Source organism: Micromonospora sp. NPDC005252 (assembly GCF_042872475.1).
Classification (GTDB): domain Bacteria; phylum Actinomycetota; class Actinomycetes; order Mycobacteriales; family Micromonosporaceae; genus Micromonospora.
The window spans coordinates 67949-79592 of sequence record NZ_JBIAKN010000016.1 but is presented as its reverse complement, the minus strand read 5'-3'; the positions used below and the strand labels follow the sequence as shown (position 1 = coordinate 79592).

The window sequence follows — 11644 nt, the reverse complement described above, 5'->3', positions numbered from 1 at the left end:
CCACACAGACCTACAGCTTCCACGCCGAAATCACACTCTTCGAGAAAGGACTTGCCTCCCGCTCACGGCGCTAAACGCAACGGCGTTGACATCCATGTTCGAGCGTGATCATGGGACCCGACGGCAGGTACGCGCGGGCACCCGTCAGGCGACCGTGGCGTGCATCTCCCAGACGAGGATCTCGGCCGGCTCGTCGGCGGTCACCCGCCGGCCGCCGGTCATGGTGAGCCGGGCGGCGTCGCCGGTGCCGAGCGGGCCGCTGTCCTCCAGGGTCACCGTGCCGTTCGGCACGTACAGGTGCACGAAGGGCGCGTCCGGGAGGGTGACCTCGTCGCCGGGGCCGAGTCGGGCGGCGTGCAGGGTCGCGTACCGGTTGCGGATCCGGATCGCGGACGCGCCGTCGTAGCGGTCCATCCCGGACGCGATCGGCACCAGGCCGCCGCGCAGCAACTCGTCCTCGATCTCCAGCTGCTCGTAGCCGGGGTCGACGCCCTGTTCGTCGGGGAGCACCCACATCTGCACGAAGTGCACGGGGTCGCTGTGCGGCTCCTGGTTGTTGAGCCGCCAGGCGTCGTTCTTCTCCGAGTGCAGGATGCCGGTGCCGGCGCTCATCCGCTGCGCCAGGCCGGGGTAGATCACCCCGGAGTGGCCGGTGGAGTCCTGGTGCACGAGTGAGCCGCGCAGCACCCAGGTGACGATCTCCATGTCCTCGTGCGGGTGGGTCTCGAAGCCGGCGCCGGGCCGGACCACGTCGTCGTTGTTCACCAGCAGCAACCCGTGGTGGGTGTTGGCCGGGTCGTAGTGCCGGGAGAACGAGAAGGAGTGCTTGGAGTCCAACCAGGAGATCCGGGTGGCGAACCGGTCCTCGGCCCGACGCAGGTCGACCGACGGCGCGGGTGCGGTCACCAGGCACGCTGCCCGGCGTCGGGGGTCGACGGCGCCCAGGTCAGGGCCGGTTCACCGGTGACCAGCTCGGCGATCTCACCGGTGCGCAGCTGCGGCGTGTGACCGAACTCCGCGCAGTGCTGCTCGGCGATCTCGGCGCAGATCTCGGCGACCTGTTCGCAGATCGGGTCGCCCAGATCCGCCGCGTTCAACGCCATGATCATTTTGTACCGGAGATCCCGCATATCCACCCCCAGCCGCCGATTCCCGCCGAGTCCCGCCACCTCCGGACCCTACCTGCCCCCACCTCCCCGAACCCCGAAACAACCAACCCAGACCCCCCACCCCGGCCGCGTCGATCATGGAGTTGTGGCGGTGAACGAAAGTCGTGAATGCGACCGAACCGGCCACCACAACTCCATGATCGACAGGGTGAGACGCCGGCGCCGCCCCGCACGTCGTGTGCGGGGCGGCGCCGGGAGGATGGTCTCGCGTTACCAGAACCGGCGGCGCTTGGCCTTCTGCGGACGGATCAGATCCGCGCCCCTGGTCAGCAGCCGGGTCGCCCCGGAGGGACCACGCCGGGCCTCCAGGGTGTGGCTGAGCCGGCGGGCGCCGGCCGCGGCCAGCGGCACCGCGATCGCCATCACCGCCCACTGGGCAATGCGCTTCTGGATCATGTGGGTTCACCTCCGTCAGTGGCTTCTGACGTTCCTGATACCCAGCGTGACGGGTGGATAAGCCTCGCTCAGACCGTCGGAGCCACCGGGTTGGGCAGCGCGCCGCCGAACCGCCGGTCCCGCTGGGCGTACAGCTCGCACGCGTACCAGAGGTGGCGGCGGTCGAAGTCCGGCCAGAGGGTGTCCAGGAAGACCAACTCGGCGTACGCGGTCTGCCAGAGCAGGAAGTTGGAGATCCGCTCCTCGCCGGAGGGCCGCAGGAACAGGTCCACCTCCGGGATCTCCGGGTGGTACAGGTATTTCGCGACGGTCTTCTCGGTGACCTTCGACGGGTCCAGTCGACCGGCCGCCACGTCCCGGGCGATCGCCGCGGCGGCGTCGCCGATCTCGGCCTGCCCGCCGTAGTTCACACAGAACTGCAGGGTCAGCGTCGAGTTGCCCCGGGACATCTCCTCGGCGGTCTGCAACTCGGAGATGACGCTCTTCCACAACCGCCCCGGCCGCCCCGACCAGACCACCCGGACGCCGAGGTCGACCAGCTGGTCGCGGCGTCGACGGATCACGTCCCGGTTGAACCCCATCAGGAACCGGACCTCGTCGGGCGAGCGCCGCCAGTTCTCGGTGGAGAACGCGTACGCCGACAGGTAGGGGATGCCCATCTCGATCGCGCCCTCGATGGTGTCGAAGAGGCTGTGCTCCCCCGCCTCGTGGCCCTTGGTGCGGGGCAACCCGCGCTCCTTGGCCCACCGGCCGTTGCCGTCCATCACGACGGCCACGTGCTTCGGCACCGCCTCGCTCGGCAGCGCCGGCGGCCGGGCACCGGACGGGTGCGGCGTCGGTGGCGTCGGCTCCCGCCGGCCGGACCTCATCGATCGGATCACTCGGCTCTCTCCCTGCTCGTGCCGTCCGCACCGGCCTCGACGTCACCGTGCGGCCGGAGCATCGCAGCCCCACCGCCGCCCGGCGGCGGGACCGTGCCGGCGACCGAGGGCCCCCGGTCGACCAGCGGCAGCGAGCGTAGCGCGCGTTCCAGATGCCACTGGAGGTGCGCCGCGACCAGCCCGCTGCACTCCCGACGTACACCGGTCTCGGTGGCGTCGGCGACCACCCAGTCGCCGGTGGTCAGCGCGGACATCAGGTCGATGGTGGCCGGCGCGGGATGGGCCGCGCCGGGCGGCCGGCAGTCCGGGCAGACCGCGCCGCCGGCCGGCACGGAGAACGCGCGGTGCCGCCCGGGGGTGCCGCAGACCGCGCAGGCGATCAGCGCCGGAGCCCAGCCCGCGAGAGCCATCCCGCGCAGCAGGTACGCGTCGAGCACCAGCGTGGTCGCGTGTTCGCCCCGGGACAGCGCCTTCAGCGCCCCCACGGTGAGCTGGAACAGCCGCAGCGACGGCTCCCGCTCGACCGGCGTCAGCCGCTCGGCGGTCTCGGCGATCGCGCTGGCCGCCGTGTAGCGGGGATAGTCCCCGAGGAACCGCTTGCCGTACAGCTCGATGCCCTCGACCTGGCTGACCGTGTGCAGCGAGCTGCCGTGGTTGCCCTTGGGGTCACCGGCGAGTTGGAGGTCGACGTGACCGAACGGCTCCAGCCGGGCGCCGAACTTGCTCATCGTGCGCCGGACCCCCCGGGCGACCGCCCGCAGCCGGCCGTGCCGGCGGGTGAGCAGCGTGATGATCCGGTCGGACTCGCCGAGCTTCTGCACGCGCAGCACCACCGCGTCGTCGCGGTAGAGCTGTCGGCGGTACCCGGCCATCGGACCATTCTCCCTCGGGGTGTGAAATCAGGGTTGGTTCGGGGTGGACGCGCGGACGAACCCCGATGCGCCCGGCTCGTCACCGGCCGTAGCGTGCTCGCCATGGCACTGCACGAGACCACCGCCGCCCGTCGTCGCCACGCCACCGCGCCCGTCGCGTTGGGGCTGGCCACAGCCCTCATCCTGCTCGCCGGGTGCGACAACCTGTCCTTCCGCCGGCTCGACTACGACAACACCGAGGCGGTGAAGATCAGCACCATCCGGGTGCAGGGGGGCTCCGGAGACGTGATCGTCCGAGGCGACGGCACGGCGGGCGAGGCACGGATCAAGCGGGTCGTGCGCTATCAGGGCGGCGAACCCAAGGCCCGGTACGAGATCAAGGACAGCGAGCTGGTGCTGGACACCGACTGCGGCGACCGGTGCAGCGTCTCGTACGAGGTGACCGTCCCCGGGGGCGTGACCGTGCAGGGCGAGAGCGGCTCGGGTGACGTCGAGCTGACCAGGGTCGGCGCGGTGAAGCTGCGGCTGGGCTCGGGCGACGTGCGGATCAGCGACGTCGCCGGTGCGATCGACGTGGAGACCGGCTCCGGCAACATCGAGCTGAGCGAGGCCCGTTCGGCCGTACGACTGCGCGCCGGCTCCGGCGACATCACGGCTCGCCGCGTGGGCGGAACGACGGACGCCGAGGCCGGCTCCGGCAACGTCGTCGTCGAGCTGGAGACCGCCGCCTCGGCGCGTCTGCACGCCTCCAGCGGGGACGTCTCGCTGGTGGTGCCGGCCGGCAGTTACCGGGTCCGCTCCAACACCGGCTCCGGCGACGCCCGGATCACCGTCGCCGACGACCCGGCCGCCTCCCTGGTGCTCGACGGCTCGGCCGGCAGCGGCGACGTGTCGATCAGCCAGCGTTGATCTCGACAGTCGCCGCCGCTCCGGACACCCGCTGCGCCGGTACCGCCGCCCGTCCGACGGTCTCGCCGACTCCGAGACGACCCGCCGGACCACCGTCGGAGGGGGCCGGCGGGCCGGTCGGGCGCGACGAGCCGGCGGGAATCAGCTCCGGGCGGCGACGGGCGGCGACGTCCTCGACCCAGCCGACGGCCAGGGTGACCAGACCGACAAGCGCGAAGACCAGCAGCACCCGGACAGCCAGCCCCACCGGGTCCTGGTGCGACCAGCCGACCACGTCGACCAGCGGGGTGAGCGCCACCACGAACGGCATGTGCCAGAGATAGATGGTGAGCGCCCGCCGGTTGAACACGGTCACCACCCGTTCGGCCAGCCGGCTGCGCTCCAGCCAGGCCACCCCGGCCGGCGCCCGACCCAGCACGACCAGGATGAACGCGGCCGACCAGAGCGCGTTGCCGAGGTGGTTGTCGTTGAGGTCGTACCCGCGCGGGCCGGGATGCGTGACGATCCAGGCCCCACCGACGACCGCGAGGCCCAGCGACAGCGGGTACAGCACCCGGCCGGTGAGTCGACGCAGCATCCCGGCGTGGTGGGCGAAGCCGAGCAGCCACGCGCCGAAGTACAGGCCGAACTCGCGCACCACCGGCGGCGCCGGGTAGATCCCCACCTCGATCGTCACCAGCACCACGTACGGGGCGAGCAGGGTGGGCAGCGGGGCCCGCCGGAACAGCCAGAGCGCGACCGGCGAGGCGAGCACGAACCACAGGTAGTCCCGCAGGTACCAGATGATGCTCAGCGCCAGGGCGCCCCAGTTGTTCGCCGGCGGGTCGGTGATCGGGAACAGCCACAGCAGCACCCGGGGCGACAGCGCCAGCCCGGTGAGCAGCATGGCCGGCACGAAGACGGCCGCCAGCACCCACAGCGACGGCAACAGCCGGCGCAACCGGCGGCCGACCGCCACCGGGCCGGACCGCGCGAGCGAGGCGGCCATCAACGAGCCGGCCAGCGCGAACATCACCGACATGGCGGGGAAGACGAGGGTGAGGGTCGCCCAGCCGGTGACGTGGTAGACGACCACCCGGACGATGGCGAGGAAACGGAGCAGATCGAGGTATCTGTTGCGCATCAGCCTGCATCTGGATCGGGGACGCGGTGCTTTCTCCCCTACCCTTCGCGGCCCGCGCGCCAAACGACGCCGACCCCGGCCGATCGTGAGGCTGCCCATGGGGCCGACCGGAAACGATCAGGCCGGCCCGCACCCGCCGTCAGCAGGCCGGCCGGATGACGCTCAGAAGCCCAGCTTGCGCAACTGCCTCGGGTCGCGCTGCCAGTCCTTCGCGACCCGCACGTGCAGGTCGAGATAGACCCGGCTGCCCAGCAGCTCCTCGATCTGCCGGCGGGCGTTCGTGCCGACCTCCTTGAGCCGGCTCGCCTTGTGACCGAGGACGATGGCCTTCTGGCTGGGCCGTTCCACGTACAGGTCGGCGTAGATCTTCATGACCTGACCCTCGGGGATCATCTCCTCGACCACCACGGCGATGGAGTGTGGCAGCTCGTCGCGGACGCCCTCCAGGGCCGCCTCCCGGATCAGCTCGGCGACCATCACCTGCTCCGGGTCGTCGGTCAGCATGTCGTCCGGGTAGAGCTGGGGCGACGGCGGCAGGTATTTGGTCATCACGTCGACGAGCGTGTCCACCTGATGCCCCGAGACGGCGCTCACCGGCACGATCTCGGCGAACTCGCCCAGCTCGCTGACCGCGAGCAACTGCTCGGCCAGCCGGCGCTTGTCCACCAGGTCGGTCTTGGTGACCACCGCCAGCACCGTCGCCTTCAGCTCGGCCAGCTCGCCGGTGATGAACCGGTCGCCGCGCCCCACCGGCTCGTCCGCCGGGATGCACAGGCCGATCACGTCGACCTCGGTCCAGGTCGAGCGGACCAGGTCGTTGAGGCGCTCACCGAGCAGCGTACGGGGGCGGTGCAGACCCGGCGTGTCCACCAGAACCAGCTGCGACTCCGGACGGTGCAGCACCGCCCGGATGACGTGCCGGGTGGTCTGCGGCTTGTTCGAGGTGATCGCGATCTTGGTGCCGACGATGGCGTTCGTCAGGGTGGACTTGCCGGCGTTGGGCCGGCCCACGAAGCAGCCGAACCCGGCCCGGTACGGACGCGGCTCCGGATCCCGGACGGGGCTCACTGGGTCACCGTGCCGAGCACGGTGCCGTCCGGGGCGGCCACGTGGATCGGCGCGTCCACGGCGAGGTCGCGTACCGCGGCGTGCCCGGCGCCGTCAAGCGTCGACGCCTCGGTCACCACCACCGCCGCCTCCAACCGGCCCGCACCGGCGGCCACGGCAGAGGCCACCGCCAACTGCAGGGCCGTGAGGGTCAGCGAGGGCAGCGCGACGCTGGCCGCCGCGTACGTCCGGCCGTCGGAGTCCCGGACCGCGGCCCCCTCCACGGCACCGACCCGCCCGCGGGCGCCCCGGGCCAGGACGACGAGCTTGCCGTCCTCGGCGCTCAGCGGTCCCGGCGCGGTGGGGGTGGGCCGGGCGGCGGGCGCGGCGGGTGTCTCAGGCATCGGCGGCTTGCCTCTCCTCGTCTCGGTAATGATCCGGGTCGTCCCCGGGGCCGGCATGGTCGCCGCGCCCGGTGCTGTCCTGCTCGTCGCCCGACTCCACCCTGCTGACCAGGACGGTGTCGATCCGGTTGCGCCGGCCCGTGGTGCCCTCGGCGACCAGCCGGAGGCCGGCCACCTCGGCCTGCGCTCCGGGGATCGGCACCCGTCCCAGCGACTGGGCGAGCAGGCCACCGACCGTCTCCACCTCGTCGGTGGGCAGATCGGCGCCGAACATCTCGCCCAGGTTCTCCACCGGCAGGCGGGCGGTCACCCGCACCGAGGAGTCCGCGAGGCGTTCGACCGGCGGGCGTTCGACATCGTACTCGTCGGTGATCTCACCGACGATTTCCTCCAGGATGTCCTCGATGGTGACCAGACCACCGGTGCCGCCGTACTCGTCGACCACGATGACCAGGTGGTTGCGGGCCGCCTGCATCTCCGACAGCAGATCGTCGACCGGCTTGGACTCCGGGACGAAGGTGGCCGGGCGCATCAGCTCGGCCACCGGCAACTGCTCGGCGTCCGGGTCGCCGCCCCGCGACCGCCGGATCAGGTCCTTGAGGTAGAGCACCCCGAGCACGTCGTCGACGCTCTCCCCGATCACCGGAATGCGGGAGAAACCCGACCGCAGGAAGAGCACCAACGCCTGGGCGAGGGTCTTGCCCTCCTCGATCCACACCATCTCGGTACGCGGGACCATCACCTCGCGGGCGATGGTGTCGCCGAGCGCGAAGACCGAATGGATCATCTGACGCTCGCCGTGCTCCACGACGCCGCGCTGCTCGGCCAGGTCCACCAGCTCACGCAGCTCCACCTGGCTGGCGAACGGCCCCTCCCGGAAGCCGCGCCCCGGGGTGACCGCGTTGCCGATCAGGATGAGCAGCGACGCGAGGGGGTTGAGCGCGCGGCCCAGCCAGCGGACCAGCGGCGCGACCGCCCGGCCCACCGCGTACGCGTGCTGCCGGCCGATGGTGCGCGGCGCGACACCGACCACCACGAAGCTGACCACGGTCATCGCGCCGGCGGTGACCAGCGCGGCACGCCAGCCGGCGCCGAAGCTGTCCACCGCGACCAGCGCCACCAGCGTGGTGGCGGTCAGCTCGGCGAGCAGCCGCAGCAACAGCAACAGATTGAGGTGCCGGACGACGTCCGAGGCCACGACCTGGAGGGTCCGGGCGCCGCGCACACCGTCCCGGGCCAGCTCGGCGGCCCGGGCCGGCGAGACCGCGGCGAGCGCCGCCTCGGTCATGGCGATCACACCGCCCAGCACCACCAGGCCCGCCGCGAAGACGATCAGTTGCAGGTCGGGAAGGCCGGCCGTGGGGCCGACCGCGAGTAACGAAGGAGTGGACATCACTGGGTGCGGGTCGACCGCCAGCTCGCCAGCAGTCGAGCCTGCAGAGCGAACATCTCGCGCTCCTCCTCCGGCTCGGCGTGGTCGTAGCCGAGCAGGTGCAGCACCCCGTGAACGGTGAGCAGGTGCAGCTCGTCGGCTGAGGCGTGCCCGGCGGTCGCCGCCTGCTTGGCCGCGACCTCGGGGCAGAGCACGATGTCACCGAGCAGGGCCGGCTCGCCGCCGGCGGGGGCGCTCTCGCCCGGACCGTGGTCGACGCTTCCCTCGTCCATCGGGAAGGCGAGCACGTCGGTCGGGCCGTCCCCACCCATCCAGCGGTGGTTCAGCTCGGTCATGTAGTCGATGTCGACCAGCAGCACGGAGAGCTCGGCGAGGGGGTTGACCCCCATCTCGTCGAGGGCGTGCCGGGCGACGGCGAGCACGGCGTCGGTGTCGACCTCGACACCGGACTCGTTGGCGATCTCGATGGACAACTGCTTTCCTCTGCTTTAGCGGCGGCGGCCGGACCGGCCGCCCTGGGCGGGTCGCCCGGGAACGGCGTGGACGCCCTGCGCCTGCTGGGTCTCCCGCTCGGCGTCCCAGCGGGCGTACGCGTCGACGATTTCCCCGACCAGCCGGTGGCGAACCACGTCGGAGCTGGACAACTGGGAGAAGTGCACGTCGTCGACGTTCTCCAGGATCTCCCGGACCACCCGCAGGCCGCTGCTCGTCCCGCCGGGAAGGTCCACCTGGGTGATGTCACCCGTCACGACGATCTTGGAGTTGAAGCCGAGTCGGGTGAGGAACATCTTCATCTGCTCGGGCGTCGTGTTCTGCGCCTCGTCCAGGATGATGAACGCGTCATTCAACGTCCTGCCCCGCATGTACGCCAGGGGCGCGACCTCGATCGTCCCGGCGGCCATCAGCTTCGGGATCGACTCCGGGTCGAGCATGTCGTGCAGCGCGTCGTAGAGCGGGCGCAGGTACGGGTCGATCTTCTCGTTGAGCGTGCCGGGCAGGAAGCCCAGCCGCTCCCCCGCCTCGACCGCCGGTCGGGTCAGGATGATGCGGTTGACCTGCTTGGCCTGGAGCGCCTGGACGGCCTTCGCCATCGCCAGGTAGGTCTTGCCGGTGCCGGCCGGGCCGATGCCGAAGACGATGGTGTTCGAGTCGATCGCGTCGACGTACCGCTTCTGCCCGAGCGTCTTGGGGCGGATGGTGCGCCCGCGACGGGAGAGGATGTCGAGGGTCAGGACCTCGGCGGGCCGCTCGGCGCTGCCCTGCTCGAGCATGCCGACGGTACGCCGGACGGCGTCAGTGGTCAGGGTCTCGCCTTTCTCGATGAGTTCGAGCAGCTCACTGAAGACCCGCTCGGCGAGGGCGTTGTCCGCGGGGGCGCCGGTGATCGTGATCTCGTTGCCCCGGACGTGCACGTCACTGGCGACCGAGCGTTCGACGAGTCGCAGGATCTCGTCGCCCGCGCCGAGCAGATTGACCATGATCTTGGAGTCGGGCACGGTGATCCTGGTCTGCACCCGGGGCGGGCCGGGAGGTGGGGTGCCGGTCATAGGTCGGGCCGAAGGGCCCTGCGCACCTGCTCTCGATCTCGGCGCCGGCCCTGCTGGCACGGCGTGCGGACGTTACACCCATCGTATCGGGTCAACGCGGGCCGCATCGCGCCCATTTCCGCTGGCCGCGATCAACTCCCGGCCCGGAAGTCGTACCGGTCGAAGGTCTCCTGGTGGCGGGTGAACCGGTAGGTCGCCCAGTGCATCCGGACCACCGTCTGAGCTTCGTCCCGGGTCAGCCGCAGCAGCTCGCCGACCTCCCGGCCGGAGACGGTCCGGAACACGTCCGGCCGGTCCGGCAGCGGTGCGAAGACCGCCGGGGGGCGGCCGGCCGCATCCCCGGCCCCGCGCGCCCGCAGGGCGCCGTCGTGCCAGGAGAAGACGTACTCGAAACCCTCGCCCCACCAGCGGCCGAGCACCCCCCGCAGGGCCGCCGGAGCGGGTGCGCCGGGCGTCCACGGCTCGATGTCGGCGGGATCGTGCTCGACCGCCTCGGTGAGCAGCCGGTGCGGCAGTTCGAGCAACTCGGCCGCTGTGCCGGACGAGCCGAGCACCGCGGCGCCCATCGCGCCGGCCGTGCCGTCGCCACCCCGCCGGCCGTACACGCCGGCCAGGAAGCCGGGCATCGCCCCGTCGTGCCCCACGTGCACCACCCGCTCGCCCTGCGGGACGAGGATCAGGCCGAGCCCGAAGCCGGCGCCCCAGAGCGTCTCGTCGGTCGTGGTCAACGGCCAGCGCATCTCGTCCAGGGTGCCCGGGGCGAGCACCGCTCCGGCCGGGTCGAGCGCCGCCGGGTCGGCGAGGAACGCCGCCCAGCGGGCCATGTCGGTCGCGGTGCTCCAGAGCTGGGCGGCCGGGCCCACCGCGCCGAAGTCGGTCGGCGGCTCCGGGTGCGCCTCGTCGGAGTACGCGTCGACCAGGTAGCCGGTGGCCGCCGAGGGCCGAGGGGTCACGGTCGTGTCGGTCAGCCCCAGCGGCGTCAGCACCCGCTCGGCGAGCACCTCCGCCCAGCTGCCCCCGCGCAGCCGACCGACCAGCAGGCCGAGCACGGCGAGGCCCAGGTTGGAGTAGTGGAAACGCCGGCCGGTGGGCAACACCCGCTCGGCGCGGTCCAGCCCGGCCACCAACTGCTCGGCGTCCGGCGCGTTCAGGGTGTCCCAGACGTCACCGAACGGCTCGCGTTGCAGTCCGCCGGTGTGCGACAGCAGCCGGCGCACGGTCAGCTCGCCGTGTGCGGGAAGGTCCAGGTGCCGGCCCACCGGGTCGTCCAGGTCCAGCAGCCCGTCGTCGCGGCACTGGAGGGTGAGCACCGCCGTGAAGGTCTTGGTGACCGAGCCGATCCGGAACTGGGTGCCCGGACCCAACGGGCTGTCGGTGCCGGTGCCCCCGACAGTGCAGCTCCACAGCGGTCGGTCGGCCCGGTGCAGCGCCGCCGACACCGCCGGCACCCGGGCGTCGGCCTGCACCCGGCGGACCAGCCGGCCCAACCGGTCGTGCGCGTACGGGCCGGCCGTCACGCCAGGTCCCGGGCGAGCATCGGGCCGAGCGGCGCGCCACCGAGCAGGTGTGCGTGCGCGTGGAACACCTCCTGCCCGCCGTACACCCCGGTGTTGAACATCAGCCGGAACCCGTCGCCGAGCAGCCCCTCGTCATCGGCCACCGCGGCGGCCGTGGCGAGCACCGCACCGGCCAGCGCCGGGTCACCCCCGGCGAGCGTGGCGACGTCGGCGTAGTGCTCCTTCGGAATGACCAGGACGTGCACCGGGGCCTTCGGGTCGATGTCGCGGAAGGCGAGCGTGGTGGCGGTCTCCCGGACCACGGTGGCCGGAATCTCCCCGGCGACGATGCGGCAGAACAGGCAGTCGGATCCCATCGGGGCAGTGTAAGGACGCGGGGCACGGCT

14 protein-coding genes are annotated in these 11644 nt (G+C 72.0%); 1 reads left to right on the top strand and 13 read right to left on the bottom strand.

Going from position 1 to position 11644, the window contains the following annotated elements:
• Positions 1 to 144: 144 nt before the first annotated feature.
• The 5 genes from ACFYPH_RS28615 to recO form a co-directional block, all read right to left on the bottom strand.
• Positions 145 to 906: a pirin family protein gene (locus ACFYPH_RS28615; protein ID WP_355067066.1), complete on the bottom strand. Its 762-nt coding sequence runs from the start codon at positions 904 to 906 to the stop codon at positions 145 to 147.
• Positions 903 to 1103 carry a thioredoxin reductase gene (locus ACFYPH_RS28610; protein ID WP_354854685.1) on the bottom strand — a complete coding sequence of 67 codons (201 nt, stop codon included), beginning with the start codon at positions 1101 to 1103 and terminating at the stop codon, positions 903 to 905. Before ACFYPH_RS28610 ends, ACFYPH_RS28615 begins: the two co-directional genes overlap by 4 nt.
• A 276-nt stretch (positions 1104 to 1379) precedes the next feature.
• Positions 1380 to 1565 carry a hypothetical protein gene (locus tag ACFYPH_RS28605; RefSeq protein ID WP_121655421.1) on the bottom strand — a complete coding sequence of 62 codons (186 nt, stop codon included), beginning with the start codon at positions 1563 to 1565 and terminating at the stop codon, positions 1380 to 1382.
• A 68-nt stretch (positions 1566 to 1633) separates the two neighbouring features.
• Entirely contained in the window at positions 1634 to 2434 is an 801-nt protein-coding gene (locus tag ACFYPH_RS28600) for an isoprenyl transferase (RefSeq protein ID WP_354862036.1), read from the bottom strand.
• An 8-nt stretch (positions 2435 to 2442) separates the two neighbouring features.
• Entirely contained in the window at positions 2443 to 3318 is an 876-nt protein-coding gene (recO, locus tag ACFYPH_RS28595) for a DNA repair protein RecO (protein WP_354862019.1), read from the bottom strand.
• 102 nt (positions 3319 to 3420) lie between these two features.
• Between recO and ACFYPH_RS28590 the strand changes: the two genes are divergently transcribed.
• A complete protein-coding gene (locus ACFYPH_RS28590) occupies positions 3421 to 4227 on the top strand; it encodes a DUF4097 family beta strand repeat-containing protein (RefSeq protein WP_354862021.1) in 807 nt (268 codons plus the stop codon).
• On the opposite strand, the gene ACFYPH_RS28585 is transcribed toward ACFYPH_RS28590, so the two are convergent.
• The 8 genes from ACFYPH_RS28585 to ACFYPH_RS28550 form a co-directional block, all read right to left on the bottom strand.
• Positions 4214 to 5350 (bottom strand): acyltransferase, encoded by a 1137-nt coding sequence (locus ACFYPH_RS28585; protein ID WP_387186110.1) that lies wholly within the window; start codon positions 5348 to 5350, stop codon positions 4214 to 4216. The two genes, ACFYPH_RS28590 and ACFYPH_RS28585, sit on opposite strands and share 14 nt — an antisense overlap.
• A gap of 162 nt (positions 5351 to 5512) precedes the next feature.
• Positions 5513 to 6418: a GTPase Era gene (gene era, locus ACFYPH_RS28580; RefSeq protein ID WP_354862025.1), complete on the bottom strand. Its 906-nt coding sequence runs from the start codon at positions 6416 to 6418 to the stop codon at positions 5513 to 5515.
• Positions 6415 to 6801, bottom strand: coding sequence for a cytidine deaminase (locus ACFYPH_RS28575; protein WP_234587216.1), 387 nt, complete (start codon positions 6799 to 6801; stop codon positions 6415 to 6417). The genes era and ACFYPH_RS28575 overlap by 4 nt, the downstream gene beginning before the upstream one ends.
• The gene (locus ACFYPH_RS28570) at positions 6794 to 8218 is read right to left on the bottom strand and encodes a hemolysin family protein (protein ID WP_354862038.1); all 1425 of its coding nucleotides are present in this window, start codon (positions 8216 to 8218) and stop codon (positions 6794 to 6796) included. Before ACFYPH_RS28570 ends, ACFYPH_RS28575 begins: the two co-directional genes overlap by 8 nt.
• The gene (gene ybeY, locus ACFYPH_RS28565) at positions 8194 to 8667 is read right to left on the bottom strand and encodes an rRNA maturation RNase YbeY (protein ID WP_007463954.1); all 474 of its coding nucleotides are present in this window, start codon (positions 8665 to 8667) and stop codon (positions 8194 to 8196) included. The genes ACFYPH_RS28570 and ybeY overlap by 25 nt, the downstream gene beginning before the upstream one ends.
• 15 nt (positions 8668 to 8682) lie before the next feature.
• A complete protein-coding gene (locus ACFYPH_RS28560; RefSeq protein ID WP_354862027.1) occupies positions 8683 to 9741 on the bottom strand; it encodes a PhoH family protein in 1059 nt (352 codons plus the stop codon).
• A gap of 131 nt (positions 9742 to 9872) precedes the next feature.
• Positions 9873 to 11258 carry a serine hydrolase domain-containing protein gene (locus tag ACFYPH_RS28555; RefSeq protein WP_355067063.1) on the bottom strand — a complete coding sequence of 462 codons (1386 nt, stop codon included), beginning with the start codon at positions 11256 to 11258 and terminating at the stop codon, positions 9873 to 9875.
• Entirely contained in the window at positions 11255 to 11614 is a 360-nt protein-coding gene (locus tag ACFYPH_RS28550; protein ID WP_387186105.1) for a histidine triad nucleotide-binding protein, read from the bottom strand. The genes ACFYPH_RS28555 and ACFYPH_RS28550 overlap by 4 nt, the downstream gene beginning before the upstream one ends.
• Positions 11615 to 11644: the final 30 nt, after the last annotated feature.